Below are 24207 nucleotides of genomic sequence, written 5' to 3' on the forward strand. Positions count from 1 at the left end.
CTAAAACATAAATTTTATTAGAAGCCTCTTCTTTACAAGCTAGAATTGTCATCAAAGTAATAATTATGAATAAGACTTTTTTTGTCATAATTGTAGTTAACGGTTCTTGTATGTTGTGTTTGCCTGCCGAAGGCGGCATATGCAATATACAAATTGTTGTAGGTAGTTTTTTATTCCAGAAGACCTTTGTTATCCAGAATTTCTAAATACTTTTTCTCAGATAGAGGACAGTTTACCAAGTCGGCAAACTCGTTTTTTGAAAGCTTACATTGTTTGGACATTTGGCTTATGAGAAAGTTGTCTAAATCCTTTTTACTTCCATTACTTAGTTTTGTATATAATATCATTTTTCCATTGTGATACAACTCTAAATATTTATGATCTCCACTATGATTTATTGAATCAATAAAACCTTTTTTCTTTAGATTTTTGTATGCTTTTTTCTTGTTTAAAACCATATTAAAGGACTTCTTTTACATAGCTATTAATAAATCCTTTAATTCTATTCAGGTGTTTACTCAACTTATCTTCGCTTAGTGAATTTAACCGATTAAATAAATAGTCAAATTCTTCATTAAAATTCTCCTCCGCTTCATCCTGAGTCATTCCTGTACCTACAATATCAAGTAATTCATTATTTATTAAATAATAATCGTCTTCTTTTTCAAACAAGCACCTTAAAGGATAATTGAATATATATTGCTTATTATTTACATTAATTATATCTGGTGAGTATGATAATGAATTATGCGTTGGAAGAATCACTTCCTGAATTCGGTTTTGTTTTTTATTACCTTTTGTAATTATCTTAATGGTTGCAAAAGCATTTTCTACATTTTTCTCTTCTTTTATTTCTTGAACTTTAACTAGAAGATTTTTTTTAATAGAAGACTTAAATTTTTTTGGTTTATAGCCTTCGTTAATATTTCCTTTTTCGTAAATATAGACTGGCGAATTTTTGAAACTTGTGGTAAAATTATAGAGTTTATCGACAAGTTCATTTCTTTTTATTTGTTCAGGATAAAACTCTTTTAGATCATTATAGCTCCCTTTGTCAGTAATACTTAATAGAGAGTTTAATTTTTTCCCAACCTCTTTTCTTTGTTGCAAATAATCCGAAGTTGTTACAGGAAACACTTTTTGAGTTAGAGCAAAAGTTGGAATTGCACTACCTTTTTTAAAATCGGTTAATTCAATTTTAAAATTATTTAGATCAATAGCTTCATCTATAGGTAGATCATATTTAGCAATAGATATTACTAACTCTTGCAAGGATTGGGCAATTTTAATTAAGGAATCAACGGAAAGTGTTTGGTTTTTCCCTAGCTCTCCTTCAATTTTTAGACTTAATCCTTTTTCTAAATCCAATTCCATTTTTCAAATGTACTTAATTCGATTTGTTTTATTTATTTTTTTATCCATTCAATTTCGTGACCAACCTCACCTTCTTCTATTTCACCAACCTTAAATCCCAGAATTTCTGTTGCAGTTTTTTTAAATTCATTTTTCCATTGCGTCCATTCATTAAGTTCCATATTCGCAAAAAATTGAAGACCATTTGGTTCAATGGATGCTGATATAGATTTATCTTCTTCATTATAACTAAACCAATAAGGGATTCCATTTTCTCCTTTTCCTTCTTTTCCGAACCCAATCCAACCGTTCATTCTTTCATAAACCAAGGGTACCTTATCCCATATCTCTCTGGATAAGTCATATCTTATATTCAGATTACATTCTTGATGTTCCATTATTTTCAATTACCTACAACAATGATATATGTGCACTGGTACACATATATCCATTATATTTTTTCACAAATCTAGGGGATTTCTGATTAACTTAAAATTATGTACAGCAACTTGGGTATATATTTCTGTTGTTTTTGTACTACTATGTCCTAAAAGAGTTTGTATATATCTAATATCTGTTCCATTTTCTAAAAGATGAGTAGCAAAAGAATGCCTTAACATATGTGGAGTTACCTTTCTTATAATTTTAGCTTTCTCACTTGCATTTCTAATAATTTTAGCAACACTTTCTGTCGAATATTTTTTTCCTAACATTCCTTCAAACAGATATTTCTTAGGTTTCCATTGCTTATAATAGATTCTTAAATCTTTTAATACTGTTTCAGATAGTAATGAATATCGATCTTTATTATTCTTAGCATTTCTAATATAGACCAACATTCGTTTACTATCGATATCTGTTAGTTGCAAATTTAATAGCTCACTTCTACGTAATCCTGCAGAATATAATAGCCCTACAATGCAACGATGCTTCATATTGTTTGTGCAAATCATCATTGACTGAATTTCTTCTTTCGATATGACTTGGGGAAGTTTATGTTCTTTTCTAGGTCTTTCTATATTATAAAAACGATTAGGCATCTCCATCACTGCCTCATAATAAAATTTAATACTATTGATGGTTTGATTGATATAACTATTGGATTTATTTTGTTGGATAAGTAATTGCAGATATGTTCTTATTTCCTGTTCAGACAACTCTATAATAGGGCAATTTGGGTATTGATTGATAAACTTTTCAAATTGAGAAATATAGGTTTTACAAGTATTTAAGGCATACCTTTTAAGCTCTAATTTGGTAAGATATGCTTCAGGAACATACCTGTATGATTTAGTTTTGATTCTATTACGATACCAGTTGATATCCACAGGCTCATTATCTCGTATTGGTTTTTCTTTGAAAAAAGAATTACCATTTACCCAGGCCACTCCTCTGAATTTCTCAAAAACCTGATTTAGGTTTTTTGCGGTATTTATAATATATACCATAGCAAACTCCTTGCTCCATTTAGGGTTAGGGAGTTCTTTGATCAATGCCTGTATAACCTTATCAGGGTAGAATTGAATCCCAATCATTTTTTGATTATTAATCAACAAATGTTTTAGAGTAATATGTTTAGAAATCGATTGCACAGTTTAAAGATGAGAAGGTTGAATTAAATAAAAAAATATAAATGTATATTTATACGTTTATTAAACGTTTAATACTACACTTATGGGTAAAGTATGCTTTCATTGCGATAAGGATTTGGAAGGGAGAACAGATAAAAAGTTCTGCACATCTTATTGTAAATCATCATACCATTATCAGAAGAATAAAGAAAATGAAGATAGCCTATTTCAGAAAATAGACCGGCAATTGAAAACCAATCGAAAAATCTTAAAAGAATTCAATAAAGCAGGATTAGCAACAGTAAGAAAAGAAAAGCTTTTGGATAAAGGTTTTGATCCTAACTATTTTACTCATTATTGGAAGAACAAGGAAAACAAAGTGTATCTTTTTTGTTATGAATATGGATTTATGAACCTTAAAGAGAAATATGTTTTAATCAATTGGCAAAAATATATGGGTTGATATACAAATTCTTAAAATAATAACTACCCTTGAGATCATAAGGATAAAAAAAAGGATGGCTTTTGGGCGCATCCTTTAATTCAAACTTAAAGTGTTGTTAGTATAAAATACATTGTCCCCATGTGTTGCATCTACCCGGTTCACAAAAACTTCCTCCAGCATAATTAATTCGACATTTGTTACGTCCACAACACGATATACTCGCCATAGCTCCTTTAATATTTCGTTGTTGTTGTTTAGAGAGTTTTTGAACTCCGGTTAATTCCAAAATGTTTTTCATTGCGTGAAAGTTTTAAAAGTTAATAATCTCAGATTTCTCTTGTTAAAAATATTAGATCATGTAGTAAAATACAACTCCATGTTCTTGAGATTTATAAATTTCAACTTATAAAAAACTGTTTTTAAAAGAATAATATAGGGGGGCACTATTATCCTTTAGTAATGGTATACAATATTGTTTTTAGTTATGCCCAAACGCAGTTTCCATTGGATTGACAATATCCATAATCACAAAATTCTCCTCCATTAGGAAGACGGAAACAACATCTTTTTGGTCCACCACAATATACTCTGCGACCCCAGGAACCTTTGATGTCTTGTTGCTCTTGCTTAGATAGTTTTTGTACTCCAGTTAAATTTAAGATATTCTTCATCGTGTAAAATATTTAAAAAAGTTAATAATTCAATTTTGATTACATTGATAATACTGTACCAGAATAAATTGGTAATTATCAAAAAAAATGACAAACCCAAAAGTTTGCCTTTTTATATGGTTTCGAATTTTCTTAGAAAAAGATACAACGCCCCCAACGGTCACAGCGACCAGGCTCACAAAAACTTTGATTTCCAAAGCTAATAAGGCATCCTCTTCCACTTGGACAGCAAGTCGCACGTCCCCAAGCTCCTTTAATATTTTGTTGTTGTTGTTTGGATAGTTTTTGAACTCCGGTTAATTCCAAAATGTTTTTCATTGTGTGAAAGTTTTAAAAGTTAATAATTCAGATTTTCCCATTAAAAATAGTAGAACATGTAGTAAAATACAACACGATATTCTTGAGATTTATAAATTTCAACTTATAAATAAGGCTATTCTTAAAAGAATAATGTATTAGGTTAACTATTATCTTTTAATACTTTCACACAGTACTGTTTTAGTTATGCCCACATACAACTTCCGTTAGATCTGCAATATCCATAATCACAAAAACTAGTTCCAGGAACACGACACTTTCTTGGTCCGCAGCAGGTGGCACGTCCCCATGTTCCTTTAATTTGTTGTTGTTGTTCTTTACTTAATTTCTGAACTCCGGTTAATTCTAAAATACTTTTCATTATATATATATTTAAGTTAGTAATTAAATATACTTTAAAATAGTGTGAGCCAGTTTTTTAAAACGTTAAATAACATTGTTTTATAAAAAGTATAGCACTAAAAAAAGGATAAACCCTGTTGGTTTATCCTTTTAACGATATCATTTTTTTTAAAGTTACGCCCACATACAACTTCCATTAGATTGGCAATATCCATAATCGCAAAATTCTGATCCGTTAGCAAGACGGAAACAACATTGTCTTGGCCCTTTACAATATACTCTGTGACCCCAAGAACCTTTGATGTCTTGTTGCTCTTCTTTGGATAGTTTTTGAACCCCTGTTAAATTTAAAATAGTCTTCATTATGTGATATATTTAAAAAAGTTAATAATTCAATTTTGATTGCAATGATAATACCGTACCAGAATGAAGCGGTAGTTATCATATAAATGACAAACCCGAAAGTTTGTCATTTATATGATTTTGAATTTTCTTAGAAAAAAATACAACGTCCCCAACGGTCACAACGACCAGGCTCACAAAAACTTTGATTTCCAAAGCTAATAAGGCATCCTCTTCCACTTGGGCAGCAAGTTGCACGCCCCCATGCTCCTTTAATATTCTGTTGTTGATCTTTACTTAACTTCTGAACTCCTGTTACATCTAAGATTTTTTTCATGGTGTAATATATTTAAGTTATGGTTTAAATTTAATTTAAAATATTGTAAATCAATTACATGAAAACCGCTAAAAAAGTAAGGTATTGATCTTGATTAAGGCTTATAGCCATCTCATCAGAGAGTAAACTTTCATAATAAAAAACCTTAAGATTGTTAGTTATTAGTAGTAATACGCGCGAAAATCATGCTTATGATTTTGTTTTTTTTGAAGAAATTAGCCATAGACTATACTCTAATTTTTTGTAAGAAATAACTTATTAACAATCGTTAGGAATGGTAATTGGTTGAATTGTAGTTGTTTGAATGTTGTTTGTTGTGTAAATAGTGGATTATCAACATACTAGGTAACTATTTCATAACGTTCTACTATAGTGAGTTTAACAAAATAATTTTAGATTCGAAACCACATAATTATGCATAATAAACTAACTTATAACATAATGAAAAAGATAATACTCTTACTTCTGTTTATACCTCTTATGGGATATAGCCAGATACCATCATACTACAATGATGTAAACCTAACCTTATCAGGAACTGCTTTAAAAAATGAATTAAGTGATAAGGTGACAAATACACATACCACATTTCTTAGTTATACACCTGGGGTGTGGGATGCATTAAAACAGACTGATTTAGAACCTTCTGATCCTTCAAAGGTTGTTTTGATATATGGATATAGTGATACTGACGGAAATTCTGGTACAGACAGAACTAGAGGAGTGAACAATAATGGGGGAGGGTCTACCGATTGGAACAGGGAACATGTGTATCCAAAATCATTGGGTAACCCCAATCTGGGAACACAAGGACCAGGTGCAGATGCACACCACTTAAGACCCGCAGACGTACAACGCAACTCATCAAGAGGAAATAGAAAATTTGCTGATGGATCGGGTAATTCTGGATCTACTTCTCAGGGACATTGGTATCCTGGTGATGAATGGAAAGGAGATGTAGCAAGAATGATGATGTATATGTATATACGTTATAATAATCGTTGTTTACCCAAAAATGTAGGAATAGGAACGGCCGCTACTGGTGATAGCAATATGCTGCAATTATTTTTAGAATGGAATGCAGAGGATCCTGTTTCACCATTAGAATTACAACGTAACCCAATTCTTGAAAATATACAGGGTAATAGAAACCCATTTATAGATAACCCGGCATTTGCAACGCAGATTTGGGGAGGGCCCCAAGCCGAAGATAGATTTGGGAATACTGGAGGGAATGATACTCAAGCACCAAGTATTCCTGCTAATCTGGGAGCTACAAATACAACCCAAACATCTACTGTATTATCCTGGAACGCTTCAACCGATAATGTTGGTGTAACGGGATATGATGTATTTAGAAATGGAACATTTTTAAGTTCTGTAACCACTACTAACTTTACTGCTTCAGGATTAACAGCTAATACCACCTATTCATTTTCTGTAAAAGCAAAAGATGCAGCAGGCAATGTATCTGCAGCAAGTACCGGGATTAATGTCACTACACAAAATACCTCTCCCGGCGGTAATGCTACAGCATTGTTTTTTTCTGAGTATATAGAAGGGTCTTCTAATAATAAAGCTTTAGAAATAGCAAACTATACAGGAGCATCAATTAATCTTTCTGGATATACAATCAAAAGGCAAACTAATGGTTCTGGATCCTGGTCCGGAGGATTAAATCTTTCTGGAGTTTTGGTTAATAATGAGGTTTATGTCGCTGCTAATAGTTCTGCTTCGAATACTATTAAAAATGAAGCGGATCTGGTTTCGGGAGCTTCAGAAATGACGTTTAATGGTAATGATCCGGTAGGGTTATTTAAAGATGGAGTTTTAATAGACGTTATAGGAACTTTTAATGGAGGATCTTCTAACTTTGCTAAGGATGCTACACTAAGAAGAAAAGCAGATGTATCATCACCATCTGTAACATATAAAACATCTGAGTGGGAGTCATATCCTCAAAATACCTTTGATGGCCTGGGAAAGCATACATTCAGTGGAGGCGGTAATACGGGCTCAGATACAGAAACACCAACGATTCCTGGTAATGTAACTGCTTCTAATATCACAGAAAATAGTGCACAACTTTCCTGGACAGCTTCTACAGATAATATTGGTGTTACAGGATATACGATTTATCAGAATGGAGCAGTACTAACAACTACTACCGGAATCTCGTATAATGTATCTGGCTTGACAGCAGGAACGAATTATACATTTAAGATATCTGCATTTGATGCTGCTGGGAATATTTCTGTATCAAGTAATCCTGTTGCAGTAACCACTCAGGATACAGTGATTTCTTATTGTGTGTCAAAAGGGAATACTGTAAAATATGAATATATAGATTATGTAGGAATAGGAGGGATCTCTAACACCACATTGGCTAATAGTGGTTATGGAGACTTTACCTCTCAGATAGCAAACTTGGACTATGGAGCTAATACTATTGTATTAAGTGTTGGATTCGCAAGCGCATCTTATACAGAACATTGGGGCGTGTGGATTGATTTTAATAAAAATGGAACTTTTGAAGAATCCGAAAAAGTAGTTAGTGGATCTACATCAGATACTGGTAACCTATCATATAATTTTGATATACCATCAACAGCAACATCAGGAAATACCAGAATGCGAGTTGCTATGAAGTGGAACGGTGTGCCAACATCTTGCGAGACTTTTGGATATGGAGAAGTAGAAGATTATACTGTAAATATAGGATCAACAACGCGAGCAAAAGGAGCATCATCAATAAAGATTGATGGAAAATTAGAACAGGAAGATAAAGTGTTTTTGGCTAAAGTTTTCCCAAATCCAGCTACAACTTATATTCAAATTCGTTTGAAAGATCATCGTGATAGTAACTATACATTGACCAACATGCAAGGTAGCATAGTAAAATCTGGAGTAGTAACCGATAACAAAATTTCTTTAGAAGGAATAACATCAGGAATTTATTTTATAACAATATCTGATGGAAATCGAAGTATTTCAGAAAAAATAATGATTAAATAATTTTTTTGCAAGTGTAATTACTGAAGCCTTACAATGTTATGTTGTAGGGCTTTTTTTATTTTCTAATGATTATACTATTTATAATTCTATTGCTTAATTGCACAGCAAATTTTGGTTCGATATATAGTTGATGCCCTTTTCCTTTTTCTATAATGAAATCGATATTCATCATATCATACCATTTACTTTTTGGAGTGTACATATCATTCTCTCCAAAATAGAGCTCTATTTTCGTTTTAGGTTTATTGCTTTCATATCGTAATCTTGTTGATGAAACAGCAAATAATGATAGTACATTCAGGTTTTTTATAGCAGATTTCCAACCAATAACCCCACCAATACTAAAAGCAAGTATATGTATTTTTCCTTTCTCAAGCTTAAGTAAGTTTTGTATAGCACGATCAATTCCTTCATTTATGAATTGTTTATGAAGATTTTCTTCTGTGTATGTTGAAGTGTCTATCTCTCCTAATTCACAACAGTCATAATACTTTAACTCAAAATGATCTTGAAGTTCTTTGGTATAATAATCAATCCAACCTGACTTTTTTTGCCCCCATAGATCAGATAAAATGATTAATCTTGGTTTCATGAGATCTTTATTTACTGTATTTGATTCATAAGTTTTTTTGGATAACCAGTAAATATACCTTGTACTCCAAGCTCTTTCATCTCATTTAATTCTGTTTCATCATCTACAGTTTTCACAATTTCTCCTTCATACATCCAGGCCCAAAGTGTTTTGTTTCGTTTTCTTGCATGTTTAACCACTCTTTTGGTTAAAACATTAATTTTACCTGCTTTTTTTGGAAGCATTAATATATCTGATGTTATAGGAAAGAGTTTATCTAAATAAAGAAAACTACTGTAGATCATTTTTTTGGCTTCTTTGGTTGGTACGCCATATCTCCATTTGGGTCGTTTCTTTTTGAAAGAGGAAATTACCTCATCATAACGGCTAACTATAATTACCTGATTGGCCATAGTATATTTTTTGATTAATGTAATCAATCGGTTAACAGCCAAAAGATTATTTGTATGAAGATCTAATAACAATTTAGCTTTTGGGAATTTTTGAAATACCTCTTCTACTGTTGGAATTTGTATTGGGTTTTCACGGTATATAAATTTATTTTCGACATTGAAATTATATCCTGCATTTAATTGTTGGATTTCCGTTAAGGTAAGTTGGTGAATTTTGTTATTTACTCCAGTGATTCGTTTTGTTTGATAATCATGAAATAGAACTAATTTTTCATCTTTAGTAATCTGAATATCCATTTCAATCCACCAATCAGGATTTATAGATTGACAGTGGTGTATTCCTTCAATTGTATTTTCAGGATTTTCGCCTCTTCCACAACCGTAACATACTATTTCCATATCTAATACTAATTATTTTGCACTATACTATCGGTAAAAGGACTTTGTTTTTAAGATGTAGTTACAAAAAAGCGAATCATGAAATGAATTATTTATTTTTTGACTATTTATACCATAATAAAAATACCAACTATTTTGTATTAGAATGTTCTATTGGTTGATTAATGGTTAATGTTATTAGGCCAAGGGCTATGTAAATAGAACCTGTAATATTTTTTTGTCTTTTGAGGTACTTTTTAGAACTGGTAAACCATTTTGATATTTTCACAGAAAGTAAAACATATAATGTATCACTTAATATTGCAAAAACAGTAAATAAAATACCAAGAAATAATATTTGACTGGCATTACCTCCTTTTTCAATATTTATAAATTGTGGTAAAAAAGAAAAGAAAAATATCGCCGTCTTAGGGTTAAAAGTGTTCACCAAAATACCTTCATAAAAAATTTTATCTAACCGTTTATTTTTATTCGTAATTACAGGCTGTTTATTAGGTGTTTTTTCTAGTAATTTTTTAACACCCAGATAAATAAGATAGATAGCTCCCAGGTACTTTACAATCGAAAATGCTGTAGAAGATGTTAGTAGTATAGAAGAAATACCTACCGCAGCGGCAGCAACATGAACCAAGCTTCCAATACCTATTCCTAAAACAGAAACAATCCCAGCTTTATATCCTTGTTCGACACTTTTGGCCATAATATAGAGAACAGATGGGCCGGGTATAAGAATTAATATAGAGGCAGCTGCCAAAAAAAATATAATATTATCCAAATCAGGGAGTATCATAGTTATAAAGTTTATTGTATCTAATGTGGTTTATTATTTTTGAAATACTAATCTAAAGCCAAAAACAGGAAGTTCTCCTTGCATAAAATCCAAATCATCGGATCTTCTAAATCCCATGTTTTCATACATTTTCCATGCTATTTGCATAGCTTGCGTAGAGTGAATTATCATTTGATTTTGTTTTTCATCTTTTGCAATCTGTATACAAGCGTTTGTTAAGCGTTTGCCTAAACCTTTACCTCTTGTAGCTGGATCGACTGCCAGTAACCTAAATCCTGAAGCATGCTTTTCTGCTGTAGCAGTACCACCAGAGCCATAATATTTCATATCACCAAAATAAACAACACCACCACCTATTTTTCCATTTGATGAAATGGCAACCAATAATTTGGTTTTAGGATTTTCTGTTAAACTACCGATACTAGCCAACATTTTATAATAATTAGGTTGTTCTTGTTTAGAAGGGAATCCTTCTAGTTGTGAATATACATTAACCATTAATTCTCCAATTTTTGCAAACTCACCTGGAGCAGCTTCCTTTATGATATATTCCTGATGACTCATAATTAATGCAAAAAAATTATGTAAGAGTATTAAAATAACTTTGATAAATCTCAAAGCTTTTAAAAACCTGAAAACTTGTTATTACAAAAGATAAAAATATGATTATGTGAATAAAAAATTCCTCTAATTCTCTTCTTAACCAAAATTTAACTCTTCGGTTTTCCGGTAAATACATTAACTTTTGAATCTATTGGATTACCTGTTGTTCTTCTAAATGATACTATTTGCCCAGTATGGTAGAGTGCATCAGATATTGGGCCATTGATCATATGCCAAAACGGGAACTCTCCTTTATGTCCTTCTCTTTGCATAATGATCATGTAGTCATCCATATCATCTTTTGTTTTTTCTGCATATGATTCACTTCCCTTCTTTAGATTCTGCAATGTCTTTTTTCTTAAGATATCAAAATTCATTGTAGATAGATCGTCTGGAGTGAGTCTGATACTGGGTAAATTTTGCGCAGTATTAGTAATCATGATTGAAAGCCAATATATATGCTCTATCGTTTCATATGTATCAAACGCTTCGACAGATGGCTTGTACTTTAGATCAGTATCAGTAAGACTTTCTGTAGCCCAATAATAGCGATATCCAAGACCATCAATAAGTCTAGAAATTATATTACCTGAGGAGTAATTTTCGGGGTATTCTGGTATCTGTTGATATGGCATTTTTGTAAAAATCTTTATTTATTTTTTAAACCACTTTGTTAAGTAATTTCTCAAAGATATTGTAATACAGTATACGTTTTAGATTATAAATTAGCTAAATATGATAGTATTGTATTCATTTTACTATGCATTAAGAAATGTAATTCCATATATTCTTATGCTTAGCGAGTTGCTGATAGGTGTATAGTAATACTTTATTTTTCTCTAAAGATAATGAAGGGTCTTCATTCAGGATTTTCATTGCATAGTGCCTTGCTGTTTTTAAAATATCATTATCTCTTACAATATCTGCTATTTTAAGATTAAGCACCCCACTTTGCTGGGTGCCCATAATGTCTCCGGGGCCTCTTAATTTTAAGTCTACCTCGGCAATATCAAAACCATCGTTGGTGCGTACCATAGTTTCTAATCGGGTCTTACTATCTGCAGATAACTTAAAGCTAGTCATAAGAATGCAAAAACTTTGTTCTGCACCACGACCAACACGTCCTCGTAACTGGTGTAATTGAGATAATCCAAAACGTTCTGCGCTCTCTATAATCATTACACTGGCATTTGGTACATTAACCCCAACTTCAATTACAGTAGTAGCCACCATAATTTGGGTTTCACCTTTTACAAAACGTTCCATTTCATAATCCTTATCTGCGGGTTTCATTTTACCATGAACAATAGAAATTTGATACTCAGGAGCGGGGAAGGAGCGAGCAATACTTTCATACCCGTCCATAAGATCTTTATAATCCATCGCTTCTGATTCCTGTATCAATGGATAAACAATATAAATTTGTCTTCCTTTCTGTATTTCTTCAGATATAAACTTAAATACTTTTAACCGATTACTATCGTATCGATGTACCGTTTTAATAGATTTACGACCAGGGGGGAGTTCGTCAATTACCGAAATATCCAGATCACCATATAAACTCATTGCTAATGTTCTGGGTATTGGAGTTGCAGTCATCACCAAAATATGTGGTGGATAGGTGTTTTTATGCCATAATTTGGCTCGTTGTGCTACTCCAAATCGATGTTGCTCATCAATAATAGCTAACCCTAGATTTTTAAACTGCACTTTGTCTTCTAATACAGCATGGGTACCAATTAAGATGTGTAATGATCCATCTTCTAGTTCCTGATGGATTTCTCGTCGTTCTTTGACTTTAGAACTACCCATTAATAATTTTACATTAACATCCAGCTCTTTAGTAAGTGCAGTAATCCCTTGGTAATGCTGATTTGCAAGAATTGCGGTTGGTGCCATTAAACAGGCTTGAAACCCATTATCGATAGCTAATAACATCGTCATTAATCCCACAATGGTTTTACCCGATCCTACATCTCCCTGCAAAAGACGGTTCATTTGAGCACTGCTTCCAATATCATTTCGAATTTCTTTGATCACCCGTTTTTGTGCATTAGTAAGATCAAAAGGAAGATGGTTCTTGTAGAAATTATTAAAATGTTCTCCAACTTCAGTAAAAGGAAACCCTTTTATCTTTTGTTTTCGAATTAATTTTTTAGTGATTAGCTGTAGCTGAATATAAAATAACTCTTCAAATTTTAGTCGATACTGTGCTTTGGCTAATAGTTCCTGGCTTTTAGGAAAATGAATATTAAAAACAGCTTCACTTTTTGATATAAGTTTAAGCTCTTCAAGAATTTCCTGAGACAGTGTATCATAGAAACGTATTTTGGTCTCTACAAACAATTGTTGCATCATTTTACTCATTACCCGATTAGTGATACCCTTATTAGAGAGTTTTTCGGTAGAAGGATATATGGGTTGCATTACCGTTCTTAGGTTTTGTTGATGCTCTGTCAATAACTCCATATCGGGATGTGGCATACTAAAACCATTATAGTATTTGGTTTTTCCAAAAATGACATATGGAGTATTGATTTTTAAATTTTCGCGTATCCATTTATGCCCTCTAAACCAAACCAACTCTATAGAAGAACCCGTGTCATCTACAAATTTAGCAACTAATCGCTTTCCTCTTTTTTGCTCTACAGTTTTAATATTAACAATCTTGCCTATAATTTGTACCTCTGCCGAATTACGTTGTAATTGGTTGATTTTATAGTATTGTGTTTTATCAAGATATCGATTCGGAAAAAGATTAACCAAATCCTGGTAGGTATGAATCCCTAGTTCTGATCGAAGCAATGTAGCACGAGAAGGGCCAACACCTTTCAGATAATCAATGGGAGTTTGTAAAATATTAGGATTCATCGTAGCGAATATACTATATTATAGAAATATTGTCAATCAAAAATTTGTAACATAAACAGAGTAATTTCGTTATTTTGGCAGAACATTTGATTTATGTGTAGTATGAAATTTATTTTAAGCTTTTTAATACTTGTTTTTTCTTCAATTGGCAATGCTCAGGAAATAGCTTCAGTAGAATCCCTTAATTCTAAAAAGGAACAAGCTGATGTTGATTTTTTAAAAGGTAAAGTCAATGTGACTGTAAACTCCAAATCAAGAGAAATAAAAGGAAAAGTAGCATACACTTTTAAAATAATAAACCCCATTCGATCTATTACGGTAGATGCCCAGCATATGATAATCAACAACGTATCTCTAGATGATAAAGATGTAGATTTTAAATATGATGATAAGAAGATTGTTATTAATTCTGGCTTTAAAAATGAGAGCGAGCATCGAATAGTGATTTATTATGAAGCTAAACCTAAAAAAGCACTTTATTTTGTTAAAGATTATGAAGGTAATGATCAGGTTTGGACTCAAGGACAAGGAAAATATACTTCTAACTGGCTTCCCAGTTTTGATGATATGAATGAGAAAACCGAATTTGATCTCACTATCAATTTTCAAAAAGGTTACGAAGTTATTGCTAATGGAAAACTTACTAAAACAGAATCGGTAAATGATTCTATCCAAAGTTGGCAGTATGATATGCAACGTCCAATGAGTAGCTATTTGGTTGCTTTTGCCATTGGGAAATATGATAAAGTAGTAGAAAGTTCGGCAAATGGAACTCCTTTAGAAATGTATTACTATCCCAAGGACAAAAATAAATTCGAGGCTACTTATAAACATAGTAAAAGGATTTTTGATTTTTTAGAAAAAGAGATTGGTTTTTCTTTTCCTTGGCAAAACTATAAACAGATTCCTGTTAAAGATTTTTTATATGCAGGTATGGAAAATACAGGAACAACCATTTTTTCTGATGCCTTTATGGTTGATGAAACAGCATTTATTGATCAAAACTATATTAATGTCAATGCTCATGAATTGGCACATCAATGGTTTGGAGATTTAGTAACCGAGACTGAAGGAACACATCATTGGCTCCAGGAAGGATTTGCAACGTATTATGCTTTGTTAGCAGAAAAAGAAATTTTTGGAAATGATTATTTTCAATACAAATTGTATGAAAGCGCAGAACAGCTTACCGAACTATCCAAAACAAAGAACGCAACATCGTTATTGGATCCAAAAGCAAGTTCTCTAACATTTTATCAGAGAGGAGCCTGGGCTATTCATGCATTAAGAAATTTGATTGGAGATACTAGTTTTAAAATTACAATCTATAATTATCTCGAAAAGCATAAATTTCAAAATGTGACAACTAATGATTTTTTTGCGATAGCAGAAGAAGTAAGTGGTACAGATTTGAAAGCATTTAGACAATTATGGTTAGAGAATATAAAATTTCCTTCGCAAGAAGCATTAGACATACTTGCAAAATCAGATTTCATTAAAAGCTACCTGGGCCTAGCGCAAGAACGTACTCAACCTATGGCAGGAAAATGGGGTACTTTGGCTAAAGCATTAGGTTTTCCTACAAATGATTACATTGGCCAGGAAGCGGTCTATCAGTTAGAAGGGAAAAACTCCCCAGAGGTTATAGCCTTGTATGATAAAGCTTTTGAGACGAATAACATTTTTGTGCGTCAAGCTATTGCCAATACATTAAATACAGTACCTAAGGATTTACAAGAACAATATGAATCTTTACTAAAAGACGCATCATATGCTACCATAGAACCAGCACTTTATCATTTGTGGACTAGTTTCCCAGAAAAAAGAAAAGAGTACTTAGATCTTACCAGAGAAATAGTAGGGTTTAATACTAAAAATATTAGAATGTTATGGCTAGTTCTAGCATTAAACACAAAGGATTATTATACTAGCGAACATCAAAAATTTTACCTGGAACTATCGGGGTATACGTCGTCTAAATTTGGGTTTAGTACTCGAGAGAATGCCTTTACTTATCTAGAAAGCTTACAAGCTTTTTCTGATCAATCCTTAATAGATCTTGTTGATGGAGCAACGCATCATAATTGGCGTTTTAGGAACTCTTGTAGAAAAATTCTTGATAAAATACTCAAGGATGAAAAATATAAAAAGAAATACGTAGTTTTATTGAATAGTTTACCGAAGAATCAATACGATTTTTTGGAAAAAAAATTAACCCCATAATATAGAACATGCGTGCATTAGTAATTTCTGGTGGTGGAAGTAAAGGAGCTTTTGCAGGTGGTGTTGCACAGTACTTAATTCAGGATTTGGGTAGAAAGTATGACCTGTTTATTGGTACTTCTACCGGAAGCCTTTTGGTATCACATCTGGCATTATCCAAAATCGAAGAGATAAAAACTTTTTATACCTCGGTAAATCAATCTTCAATATTTAAAAGCTGTCCTTTTACTATTAAAAAGCAAAGAGGATATACAAGTATCAATATCAATCATTTTAATGTATTGTATAATTTGATTAAAGGGAAAAAATCATTTGGAGATAGTAAAAACCTTAGAAATCTGGTAGAGAGCGCTATTTCTGAATCATATTTTGAAGAACTAAAATCTGGAGAAAAAGATATCGTCATTACGGTAACCAATCTTTCTACTAATGAAGTAGAATATAAATCAATAAAAGAATGTACATATCAGGATTTTTTAGATTGGATATGGATATCTTGCAATTACCCACCTTTTATGAGTTTGGTTAGAAAAAACCATTGTGATTATGTTGATGGTGGTTTGGGATCGATGGTTCCTATTGAAGAAGCAATAAAACGTGGAGCAACAGAACTCGATGTTATTGTGTTGGAAACAGAAATTAATTACTTAAATAGAATGCCTACCAAAAACCCTTTTACTTTAATAACAAGTATGGTCGACTTTATGATGGATAGGATCGAACATCAGAATATTCGAATAGGTAAGTTTAAAGCAATAGAACATGATGTAGCAATGGATTTATATTATACTCCTACCGTACTGACTACGAACTCATTAATTTTTGATAAGGAAAAAATGACACAATGGTGGGCAAAAGGTTATAAATTTGCAAAGAAAAAGAACATTTCGAACCCATTATAATATGCGAGCACTAGTAATTTCAGGAGGAGGAAGTAAAGGAGCTTATGCCGGTGGTGTAGCGCAATACTTAATTCAGGAGCAAGGTAAGAAATATGATCTGTTTCTCGGGACTTCTACCGGAAGCCTTTTAATTTCACAATTGGCTTTGGGTAATATCGAGAAAATGTATGATATCTATACTAATGTTAATCAACATACAATCTTTAATGTAAATCCTTTTGTAGTTAGAAAAAAAGGAAATAGAGAGTTTGTATCAATTAACTTTTTTTCATCTCTATGGCAATTTGTTAAAAGAAAACGAACATTCGGAGAAAGTAAAAACTTACGGCGAGCTATCCGCAGAAACTTTTCTGAAGAAGAATTTAAGCTGGCACGAACAAAAGTGGATGATGTTGTAGTTACCGTTTCTAATCTCACTAAAAATAGTACAGAATATAAATCTATTAATGATTTTTCTTACGAAGATTTCTGTGATTGGGTTTGGATATCCTGTAACTATGTTCCTTTTATGAGTTTGGTAACCAAAGATGGCTGTGAATATGCAGATGGAGGTTTTGGGTGTATGGTGCCTATTCGAGAAGCAATACGAAGAGGAGCCACAGAGGTTGATGCCATTATTTTGGAGTCAGAAAATATGGAACATAATAAAGTACTGGGTAAAAATCCGTTTTCACTTATGGTAAACCTATTTAGCTATATGTTGGACCAGGTTGAAGGGCATGATACCGTATTAGGTAAATTAGCTGCAATTAATAAAAAAGTCCCTCTAAATTTATACTATACTCCATCTAAACTTACAGAGAACTCATTGATTTTTAATAAAAAATTAATGAGTAGTTGGTGGAGACAAGGTTATGAATATGCAGCTCAAAAAGCCAAAACTGCAGAAGAAAATAAACTTAAAAATATAGACCTTGCAGGATAATCCTTTTGGGATAGATTCTCAAATAAAATGAATCTCTAAAATAGATCAGTAATTTCTTCTTTGATAATTGCAATTGCAGTATCGCTGGGAGCACCTTTTTCTATAAGTTCTGTAAGAATTACTTCTCTCATTTTATCAGCCGAATCTACATCTTCTTTTAATGCAGTTTTACGAATTAAAGCAATAGTTGCATTTTTGGAAGCTTTAACTGTATTCCAACATTCATCAGAAACATAAATCTGTTGAGTGAGATTATGTTCAAATTCTTGATCAATCGTATGAATCAATAAAGATTCGTAATCTTTTTTATCTTCTGTAATAGGAGCAATTCTTGTTAATAGATTACCAGGAGAGATTCTTTCCAAAAATAAAACTATACGTTCATATGCCTGAAGTCTAAGAGGTAAAGATTGCTTTTGATTCTCTCTATGCAAAAGAAATCTACGACGTTTTTCTTCATTACGAGTATGAAGACTGAAAAAATAGAATGAAATAACACCCACAATCACTGCAGGAATTATATTAAAAAGAAGATCAACTATTTTGGATTCCATATGTTATTACTTAAATACAAGTGTAGGTTACTATCTCTAGACAAATAAATCAAACTTTTTTGATTTATCTATCTAGATTTACAATAAATTTCTTTTTCCCATAAAAATTTTGCTTTACAGACTAAAACAAATAATATAGAAAGACAATTTTTTCACTGAAAATAGGGATGCGTACGCTACAGATATATTCTATGTTTGTTCCGAAAGAAAGAGTACAACAAATTTTAATAGATCAATGTCTTTATAGAAAACATAATGCTTTCACGACTCTTTTGTTAGGTTTGTTTTTTTGTTTACATTTAAATTTTAGAAAATAGAGGTTTGTTGTACTCTTTCTAATGGGAAAATAACATAAACATTAATTATTAATCTGTTCTTATGAAGGAAACTTTAAGTTTTGACGAGACCCTTATGTCATCTTTAAATACTAAGATTACGGTTTCAAAATGGGATGATACCAAAGAGGCATATGATCAAAAACAATATAAAGATGTTATTTTAAATTTGTTTGATTATCTGGATCTTGATATTAGAAAAAAATATGGCAACACAGATGAAACCTATTTTAAGATACCTCATGGCTCTATAATTGTAGAAATTAATATTACAGATACACATTTTAATGTTAAAGCACCTTTTCTAAAGGTAGGAGAGAATCAAAAAATACCATTATATAGAAAAATTGCTGAGGTCAATTTTTCACCTCTTAATTTGTCACAAATAAAGCTAGACGATGGTCAGCTTAATTTTTTATATAGTACTCCACTACATCTTTGTGAGCCTTTAAAAATATATTATGTTTTAAAAGAGATATGCCATAATGCAGATAACTTTGATGATGAATTTATTAGTTTGTTTGATGTAGAACAATTACACGACCCACATATTGAGAATTATAGTCAGGAGATTTTGGATACGATTTGGGAAAAATTCAATTCTTATTTAAAAGAAGCAGATCAGTATATAGAACACTTTGACCAAACAAGGGTAGGGTACTTTAATTGGGATATTATTAATATCACTTTAAAGCGTATAGATTATCTCATGGCTCCTCATGGTAAGTTGAGAACAGATATTGAAAATCAAGTAAATGATTTGTATTCACAAAGTGATATGCAAGATCGAATTCAAAGAGGGAAAAGGTTTTTGGATACGTTGAAAAATAAAAGTAAGGAAGAACTTTTGGCAGATTTCTATATTTCAGAATCATTTGTGCCAACTAAGATGCGAAGTGAATTAGAACATATAAAACAAAGTTGGGAGCGACCTTATGAAAATGCAAAAAAAGAAATTCAGAACAAACAATATACAGCAGCAACATTAACACTACTTGTTGCTTTTTATGATTTCTACTACTATAATAACATTCCCGAAGATATAAATTTAAAAATGGTGAACTCACTTAAAAATGCAGCAGGTAAGGAGTGGGAAGCATCTGCATTATCACTGTTTAATGGGATGGAAAGTATCTTAAATAATAAAGCAGTACAAACTTCGACTCCTAAGAAAGGATTCTTTTCTAAGTTATTTGGTTAGATTATAAATGAAAAAATTATGAGCAATTTAGATTCTTTAAAAGAAGCAACATTTAAAATACTTACCTCAAGAGGAACGGGGAGTGGTTTTTATATAAAAAGTAAAGATATTATTCTTACTAATCATCATGTTATTAGTGGTTGCAAAGAAGTCGCTGTCGAAGATGATCATAATAACAGAATGCTGGCAAAAGTTATTATGACAAATCCAGATATCGATATTGCAATACTTAAAGTAGAAGAGGAGTTGAATATTGATCATGGTTTTTCTGTAGATAATTCTTTAGAATTAACAAGGCAAGAAAAAGTATTTGCTCTTGGATATCCATTCGGAATGCCGTTTACCATAACCGAAGGTATCGTTTCGAATCCAGAGCAGCACATGAATGGGAAATATTTTGTGCAAACAGATGCAGCAATAAACCCAGGAAATAGCGGAGGCCCATTAGTGACACAGGATGGAAGATTGGCAGGCATAAATTCTTCAAAATTCAATAATGCAGATAATATGGGATTTGCAATTCCTGTTTCTGAAATTGAGCAAGCCATCGAAAGTATTGAAAACAATCCTGAATATAAGTTTTCTCTACAGTGCTCATCTTGTTCTGGACTCACATATGTCCCACAAGATTACTGTAATAATTGTGGAGCAACACTATCCAAAGATGTCTTTAATGAATTAGAACTCAATGAATTTTCAAATTTTATTGAAGATTCTTTGAAACAATTAGATATTAATCCTGTTTTAACAAGAACAGGCCAGGAGTTTTGGGAATTTCATCAAGGAAGTTCTCAAATTAGGATTTTTGTAATGAATAGAGAGTATCTCTATCTAACGTCTCCCTTAAATAATTTACCTAAGCAAAATCTCGAAAAGTTATATGAATATTTAATATCAAGTGATCAAGGACAATTTTCATTGGGGGTATATAAGAATACTATTTTTATATCTTACAGAATTAGTATCACAGATATATTTCAGGATGAGACTACAAAAAATGATATCAAACTAAAAATAAAGGAATTAGCTTTAAAAGCAGATGACCTTGATGACTTCTTTGTTGAAGAATATGGCTGTACTATGAGTACATATGCTAAAAAAGTTAGTTGATCAGATATTTTTTTGGTTTGTATTAGTTTAGTTAGATGTAAGAGAATTTTATTTTTGGTTAGTACCACCAAGATAAGTGCATTCTTTTAAATCCTGAGTACAAGTATATTCAACAGGAGTTTTAGTATACTTAAAAGATTCTCTTAATGTCTTGGTAAGTTCTCCGTCATCCACATTAAGATCTATATCCTGCATTGTAAACTGACAAGGATGTTCATATCCTGCAGCGTGAGTGATTTCTGTAAACTCTTTTCTAAACGTTTTAAAATACTGTGCCAAACGGTCTGATTTTAATGGAATATTAATTCCTTTCTGTAACCATTTACTTTGAGTTGCTACACCACTAGGACATCGATTGGTATGACATATTTGTGCTTGGATACAACCAATACTCATCATGGCCTCGCGGGCAACGTTTATACAGTCTACACCCATGGCAAATGCCATCGCAGCTTTTGCGGGAAAACCTAGTTTTCCACTACCTATAAAAACTACTCGATCTGTAAGATTATGTTTTTGAAAAATTTTATAAATGGCTGTAAATCCATATACCCAAGGAAGAGATACATGATCAGCAAAACTTGGTGGTGCAGCTCCTGTACCGCCTTCACCACCATCTATGGTAATAAAATCAGGGCCTCTATTGGTTTTCACCATCAGTTCTGCAAGAAGTTCCCATTGCTCTGTTTTACCAATTGCAGCTTTGATCCCTACAGGAAGTCCTGTCTCTTTGGCGATATCCTCAATAAATTGTAATAGTTCAGGAACATCAGAAAAAGCTTTATGTGCAGAAGGAGATAATACATCTTTGCCAACTTCTACACCTCTTATCTTTGCAATTTCGGGAGTGATCTTGGCACCAGGTAATACACCTCCTTTTCCAGGTTTTGCTCCTTGTGATAATTTGATCTCAATAGCCCTGATAAAAGGATTCTTGGTTACAAGGTCTTTCATTTTTTTCATCGAAAAACTACCATTCTCATCGCGTACTCCAAAATACCCTGTTCCAAAATGAAAAATGACATCACCTCCGTTACTATGATAAGGAGAAAGCCCTCCTTCTCCAGTGTTATGATAGGCATTTCCTTTTTGTACACCTATATTTAAAGACTCTATAGCACGTGCAGAAAGAGATCCAAAACTCATTGCAGAAACATTAATAACAGACCCAGGTCGATAAGGCTTCTCTCGTTGGTTATATACTCCCATAACCTTTGCGCAAGGAAGAAAAGATTTATCTTCTCTATTAGGATGATCCTTATCCATCTTATAAGGGATCATACAATTTTTTACAAAAATATGCTGGTGCAAATATATATCCCTATCTGTACCAAAACCCTCGTAATTATTTTCATTTTTAGAAGAAGCATATACCCAACCCCTCTCAATTCTATTAAATGGAAGCTCCTCTCGATTATTAGCTACAAAATACTGTCTTATCTCTGGGCCAATACTTTCTAATAGATATCTAAGGTGACCTACAATCGGGAAATTATGGCTTACCGTATGTCTCTTATTAAAAAATATATCACGAGCTGCAACTAATACTAGAGCAAAAATGATCCACATCCACCAGGATATCGAACCTAAAAAATTAAGTATACTTTCCATTTTATCTTATCTATTGTGCATTAAGATAATCAATAGTTAATTGGGACATTACCTTAACTCCTAATACTAATCCACTTTCATCTATGAAGAAATCGGGTGTATGATGAGAAGCTGCTTGATTGTTTCCAGGTGTTTTTCCGCCTAAAAAGAAATAAAACCCAGGGACTACTTCCTGAAAATATGAAAAATCTTCTCCTCCTGTGGTTGCTTTTGATAGAATAACATTTTCTTTACCAGCAATGCCTTCAATTGTGGGTAACATCTTTTTTACAAGATCTGGATCATTATAAGTTATAGAAGTATTATTTTGAAATTCAATAATAGCTTCACCGCCATATGCTTTAGCAATTGCAGGAACCATTTCATTCATACGACGAATAATAAGAGCTCTCATTTTTGGATCCAAAGTTCGTACTGTACCAATCATTTCGGCACTTTCTGGGATGATATTAAATCGTACACCACTTGTAATTTTACCTACTGTGATTACTGCAGCTTCATTTACGAGAGGAGATTCTCTACTTATAATAGTTTGTAAACCGTCAATAATCTTGGCCGAAATCAGGATAGGATCTACTCCTGTCCATGGAGCCGAACCATGTGTTTGTTTTCCTTTAACAGTAATAACAAATCGTTCTACTGCTGCCATTGTTCCTCCTGGCTTATAACGAATTTTTCCAACTTCTGTTCCCGAATTAATGTGTAGGCCAAAGATTGCATCTACATCCGGGTTCTTTAAAACCCCTTCTTTGATCATCAATTTAGCACCACCTTCTTCTCCCGGTGGAGGTCCTTCTTCTGCCGGTTGAAATATAAATTTAACCGTACCATTTATTTTATCTTTATGTTTTGAAAGGATCTCTGCTACTCCCATTAATATAGAGATATGGGTATCATGACCACAAGCATGACTAACACCAACTTCGGTACCTAGAAATGTAGTTTTCACAACAGATTTAAAAGGTATGTCTACTCGTTCGGTTACCGGTAATGCGTCAATATCTGCTCTAAGTGCTACAGTTTTACCTTCTTTTTCTCCTTTAAGAAGAGCTACTACACCTGTTTTAGCAACATTCTCGGTAACTTCTAAACCAAGACCTTTGAGGTGTTTTGCAATTTTCTTAGCAGTCTCAAATTCTTGATTGGAAAGCTCAGGATTTTGATGGAAATCTCGCCTCCATTCAATTACTTTGGATTCTATTTTTTCTGCAGAAGTATTAATGTCGGGGTCAATTTGTTGTGCCTGTATCGAACAAAAGACCATTAAGAAAATAAATAGAAAAGATGATGGTTGTGTTTTCATGC

General features: G+C 32.4%; 26 protein-coding genes. 7 read left to right on the forward strand and 19 right to left on the reverse strand.

Translation table 11 applies throughout. The features are described from left to right. Positions 1-170 precede the first annotated feature (170 nt). From DG435_RS00005 to DG435_RS00020, 4 genes are all read right to left on the reverse strand, one after another. Positions 171-458 (reverse strand): hypothetical protein, encoded by a 288-nt coding sequence (locus DG435_RS00005; protein WP_106794748.1) that lies wholly within the window; start codon positions 456-458, stop codon positions 171-173. 1 nt (position 459) lies between these two features. Next, positions 460-1374, reverse strand: a complete 915-nt coding sequence (locus tag DG435_RS00010; protein WP_106794747.1) for a hypothetical protein — start codon at positions 1372-1374, stop codon at positions 460-462. A 32-nt stretch (positions 1375-1406) separates the two neighbouring features. Then, positions 1407-1751: a hypothetical protein gene (locus DG435_RS00015; protein ID WP_106794746.1), complete on the reverse strand. Its 345-nt coding sequence runs from the start codon at positions 1749-1751 to the stop codon at positions 1407-1409. 63 nt (positions 1752-1814) lie between these two features. Beyond that, positions 1815-2888: a tyrosine-type recombinase/integrase gene (locus DG435_RS00020; protein ID WP_106794745.1), complete on the reverse strand. Its 1074-nt coding sequence runs from the start codon at positions 2886-2888 to the stop codon at positions 1815-1817. 139 nt (positions 2889-3027) lie between these two features. Here DG435_RS00020 and DG435_RS00025 point away from each other — a divergent pair, with 139 nt between their 5' ends. Further along, complete coding sequence (locus tag DG435_RS00025) at positions 3028-3387, forward strand: hypothetical protein (protein ID WP_024769613.1); 360 nt, start codon at positions 3028-3030, stop codon at positions 3385-3387. 97 nt (positions 3388-3484) lie between these two features. On the opposite strand, the gene DG435_RS25340 is transcribed toward DG435_RS00025, so the two are convergent. The 6 genes from DG435_RS25340 to DG435_RS00040 form a co-directional block, all read right to left on the reverse strand. Continuing rightward, complete coding sequence (locus DG435_RS25340; RefSeq protein WP_159025768.1) at positions 3485-3667, reverse strand: hypothetical protein; 183 nt, start codon at positions 3665-3667, stop codon at positions 3485-3487. Positions 3668-3851: 184 nt separating this feature from the next. After that, positions 3852-4040 carry a hypothetical protein gene (locus tag DG435_RS00030; RefSeq protein WP_024769612.1) on the reverse strand — a complete coding sequence of 63 codons (189 nt, stop codon included), beginning with the start codon at positions 4038-4040 and terminating at the stop codon, positions 3852-3854. A 132-nt stretch (positions 4041-4172) separates the two neighbouring features. After that, positions 4173-4358 carry a hypothetical protein gene (locus DG435_RS25345; RefSeq protein ID WP_024769611.1) on the reverse strand — a complete coding sequence of 62 codons (186 nt, stop codon included), beginning with the start codon at positions 4356-4358 and terminating at the stop codon, positions 4173-4175. 184 nt (positions 4359-4542) lie between these two features. Beyond that, positions 4543-4719, reverse strand: coding sequence for a hypothetical protein (locus tag DG435_RS25350; RefSeq protein WP_159025767.1), 177 nt, complete (start codon positions 4717-4719; stop codon positions 4543-4545). A gap of 155 nt (positions 4720-4874) precedes the next feature. Beyond that, positions 4875-5063 (reverse strand): hypothetical protein, encoded by a 189-nt coding sequence (locus DG435_RS00035; RefSeq protein WP_106794744.1) that lies wholly within the window; start codon positions 5061-5063, stop codon positions 4875-4877. A 130-nt stretch (positions 5064-5193) separates the two neighbouring features. Continuing rightward, positions 5194-5379 carry a hypothetical protein gene (locus DG435_RS00040; RefSeq protein WP_024769610.1) on the reverse strand — a complete coding sequence of 62 codons (186 nt, stop codon included), beginning with the start codon at positions 5377-5379 and terminating at the stop codon, positions 5194-5196. Between the two features lie 441 nt (positions 5380-5820). Here DG435_RS00040 and DG435_RS00045 point away from each other — a divergent pair, with 441 nt between their 5' ends. Further along, complete coding sequence (locus DG435_RS00045; protein WP_234387184.1) at positions 5821-8394, forward strand: endonuclease; 2574 nt, start codon at positions 5821-5823, stop codon at positions 8392-8394. A gap of 55 nt (positions 8395-8449) precedes the next feature. Here the strand turns inward: DG435_RS00045 and DG435_RS00050 are convergent, their stop codons facing one another. From DG435_RS00050 to recG, 6 genes are all read right to left on the reverse strand, one after another. Then, positions 8450-8986, reverse strand: coding sequence for an alpha/beta hydrolase (locus DG435_RS00050; protein ID WP_106794742.1), 537 nt, complete (start codon positions 8984-8986; stop codon positions 8450-8452). Positions 8987-8997: 11 nt separating this feature from the next. Beyond that, positions 8998-9777 carry a glycerophosphodiester phosphodiesterase family protein gene (locus DG435_RS00055; RefSeq protein WP_106794741.1) on the reverse strand — a complete coding sequence of 260 codons (780 nt, stop codon included), beginning with the start codon at positions 9775-9777 and terminating at the stop codon, positions 8998-9000. A 130-nt stretch (positions 9778-9907) separates the two neighbouring features. Further along, positions 9908-10567, reverse strand: coding sequence for a LysE family translocator (locus DG435_RS00060; RefSeq protein ID WP_106794740.1), 660 nt, complete (start codon positions 10565-10567; stop codon positions 9908-9910). Between the two features lie 33 nt (positions 10568-10600). Then, positions 10601-11131 carry a GNAT family N-acetyltransferase gene (locus DG435_RS00065; RefSeq protein WP_106794739.1) on the reverse strand — a complete coding sequence of 177 codons (531 nt, stop codon included), beginning with the start codon at positions 11129-11131 and terminating at the stop codon, positions 10601-10603. A 146-nt stretch (positions 11132-11277) separates the two neighbouring features. Further along, complete coding sequence (locus DG435_RS00070; protein ID WP_106794738.1) at positions 11278-11805, reverse strand: hypothetical protein; 528 nt, start codon at positions 11803-11805, stop codon at positions 11278-11280. A 130-nt stretch (positions 11806-11935) separates the two neighbouring features. Beyond that, the gene (gene recG, locus DG435_RS00075; RefSeq protein WP_106794737.1) at positions 11936-14041 is read right to left on the reverse strand and encodes an ATP-dependent DNA helicase RecG; all 2106 of its coding nucleotides are present in this window, start codon (positions 14039-14041) and stop codon (positions 11936-11938) included. Between the two features lie 102 nt (positions 14042-14143). Between recG and DG435_RS00080 the strand changes: the two genes are divergently transcribed. The 3 genes from DG435_RS00080 to DG435_RS00090 are packed head-to-tail and all read left to right on the forward strand — an operon-like array spanning position 14144 to position 18091. Beyond that, the gene (locus DG435_RS00080; RefSeq protein WP_106794736.1) at positions 14144-16264 is read left to right on the forward strand and encodes a M1 family metallopeptidase; all 2121 of its coding nucleotides are present in this window, start codon (positions 14144-14146) and stop codon (positions 16262-16264) included. A gap of 8 nt (positions 16265-16272) precedes the next feature. Beyond that, complete coding sequence (locus tag DG435_RS00085) at positions 16273-17166, forward strand: patatin family protein (protein ID WP_074409920.1); 894 nt, start codon at positions 16273-16275, stop codon at positions 17164-17166. Between the two features lies 1 nt (position 17167). Continuing rightward, the gene (locus DG435_RS00090; protein ID WP_106794735.1) at positions 17168-18091 is read left to right on the forward strand and encodes a patatin family protein; all 924 of its coding nucleotides are present in this window, start codon (positions 17168-17170) and stop codon (positions 18089-18091) included. 35 nt (positions 18092-18126) lie between these two features. On the opposite strand, the gene DG435_RS00095 is transcribed toward DG435_RS00090, so the two are convergent. Beyond that, on the reverse strand, positions 18127-18645 hold the full coding sequence (locus DG435_RS00095; RefSeq protein WP_106794734.1) for a hypothetical protein: 519 nt from the start codon (positions 18643-18645) through the stop codon (positions 18127-18129). 378 nt (positions 18646-19023) lie between these two features. Here DG435_RS00095 and DG435_RS00100 point away from each other — a divergent pair, with 378 nt between their 5' ends. Then, on the forward strand, positions 19024-20181 hold the full coding sequence (locus tag DG435_RS00100; protein WP_159025766.1) for a hypothetical protein: 1158 nt from the start codon (positions 19024-19026) through the stop codon (positions 20179-20181). Between the two features lie 18 nt (positions 20182-20199). Then, positions 20200-21291 carry a trypsin-like peptidase domain-containing protein gene (locus DG435_RS00105; RefSeq protein ID WP_106794732.1) on the forward strand — a complete coding sequence of 364 codons (1092 nt, stop codon included), beginning with the start codon at positions 20200-20202 and terminating at the stop codon, positions 21289-21291. 48 nt (positions 21292-21339) lie between these two features. On the opposite strand, the gene DG435_RS00110 is transcribed toward DG435_RS00105, so the two are convergent. Both DG435_RS00110 and DG435_RS00115 read right to left on the reverse strand, forming a co-directional pair. Continuing rightward, on the reverse strand, positions 21340-22902 hold the full coding sequence (locus tag DG435_RS00110) for an FMN-binding glutamate synthase family protein (protein WP_106794731.1): 1563 nt from the start codon (positions 22900-22902) through the stop codon (positions 21340-21342). A gap of 10 nt (positions 22903-22912) precedes the next feature. Then, positions 22913-24166: an amidohydrolase gene (locus tag DG435_RS00115; RefSeq protein WP_369871661.1), complete on the reverse strand. Its 1254-nt coding sequence runs from the start codon at positions 24164-24166 to the stop codon at positions 22913-22915. Positions 24167-24207: the final 41 nt, after the last annotated feature.

The sequence above is a fragment of the Aquimarina sp. Aq78 genome (genome assembly GCF_900299525.1).
Taxonomy (GTDB): Bacteria; Bacteroidota; Bacteroidia; order Flavobacteriales; family Flavobacteriaceae; genus Aquimarina.

Coding starts and splice junctions, on each gene's coding strand:
- DG435_RS00005 (WP_106794748.1), bottom strand. CDS start 458: ATGGTTTTAAACAAGAAAAAAGCATACAAAAATCTAAAGAAAAAAGGT.
- DG435_RS00010 (WP_106794747.1), bottom strand. CDS start 1,374: ATGGAATTGGATTTAGAAAAAGGATTAAGTCTAAAAATTGAAGGAGAG.
- DG435_RS00015 (WP_106794746.1), bottom strand. CDS start 1,751: ATGGAACATCAAGAATGTAATCTGAATATAAGATATGACTTATCCAGA.
- DG435_RS00020 (WP_106794745.1), bottom strand. CDS start 2,888: ATGATTGGGATTCAATTCTACCCTGATAAGGTTATACAGGCATTGATC.
- DG435_RS00025 (WP_024769613.1), top strand. CDS start 3,028: ATGGGTAAAGTATGCTTTCATTGCGATAAGGATTTGGAAGGGAGAACA.
- DG435_RS25340 (WP_159025768.1), bottom strand. CDS start 3,667: ATGAAAAACATTTTGGAATTAACCGGAGTTCAAAAACTCTCTAAACAA.
- DG435_RS00030 (WP_024769612.1), bottom strand. CDS start 4,040: ATGAAGAATATCTTAAATTTAACTGGAGTACAAAAACTATCTAAGCAA.
- DG435_RS25345 (WP_024769611.1), bottom strand. CDS start 4,358: ATGAAAAACATTTTGGAATTAACCGGAGTTCAAAAACTATCCAAACAA.
- DG435_RS25350 (WP_159025767.1), bottom strand. CDS start 4,719: ATGAAAAGTATTTTAGAATTAACCGGAGTTCAGAAATTAAGTAAAGAA.
- DG435_RS00035 (WP_106794744.1), bottom strand. CDS start 5,063: ATGAAGACTATTTTAAATTTAACAGGGGTTCAAAAACTATCCAAAGAA.
- DG435_RS00040 (WP_024769610.1), bottom strand. CDS start 5,379: ATGAAAAAAATCTTAGATGTAACAGGAGTTCAGAAGTTAAGTAAAGAT.
- DG435_RS00045 (WP_234387184.1), top strand. CDS start 5,821: ATGAAAAAGATAATACTCTTACTTCTGTTTATACCTCTTATGGGATAT.
- DG435_RS00050 (WP_106794742.1), bottom strand. CDS start 8,986: ATGAAACCAAGATTAATCATTTTATCTGATCTATGGGGGCAAAAAAAG.
- DG435_RS00055 (WP_106794741.1), bottom strand. CDS start 9,777: ATGGAAATAGTATGTTACGGTTGTGGAAGAGGCGAAAATCCTGAAAAT.
- DG435_RS00060 (WP_106794740.1), bottom strand. CDS start 10,567: ATGATACTCCCTGATTTGGATAATATTATATTTTTTTTGGCAGCTGCC.
- DG435_RS00065 (WP_106794739.1), bottom strand. CDS start 11,131: ATGAGTCATCAGGAATATATCATAAAGGAAGCTGCTCCAGGTGAGTTT.
- DG435_RS00070 (WP_106794738.1), bottom strand. CDS start 11,805: ATGCCATATCAACAGATACCAGAATACCCCGAAAATTACTCCTCAGGT.
- recG (WP_106794737.1), bottom strand. CDS start 14,041: ATGAATCCTAATATTTTACAAACTCCCATTGATTATCTGAAAGGTGTT.
- DG435_RS00080 (WP_106794736.1), top strand. CDS start 14,144: ATGAAATTTATTTTAAGCTTTTTAATACTTGTTTTTTCTTCAATTGGC.
- DG435_RS00085 (WP_074409920.1), top strand. CDS start 16,273: ATGCGTGCATTAGTAATTTCTGGTGGTGGAAGTAAAGGAGCTTTTGCA.
- DG435_RS00090 (WP_106794735.1), top strand. CDS start 17,168: ATGCGAGCACTAGTAATTTCAGGAGGAGGAAGTAAAGGAGCTTATGCC.
- DG435_RS00095 (WP_106794734.1), bottom strand. CDS start 18,645: ATGGAATCCAAAATAGTTGATCTTCTTTTTAATATAATTCCTGCAGTG.
- DG435_RS00100 (WP_159025766.1), top strand. CDS start 19,024: ATGAAGGAAACTTTAAGTTTTGACGAGACCCTTATGTCATCTTTAAAT.
- DG435_RS00105 (WP_106794732.1), top strand. CDS start 20,200: ATGAGCAATTTAGATTCTTTAAAAGAAGCAACATTTAAAATACTTACC.
- DG435_RS00110 (WP_106794731.1), bottom strand. CDS start 22,902: ATGGAAAGTATACTTAATTTTTTAGGTTCGATATCCTGGTGGATGTGG.
- DG435_RS00115 (WP_369871661.1), bottom strand. CDS start 24,166: ATGGTCTTTTGTTCGATACAGGCACAACAAATTGACCCCGACATTAAT.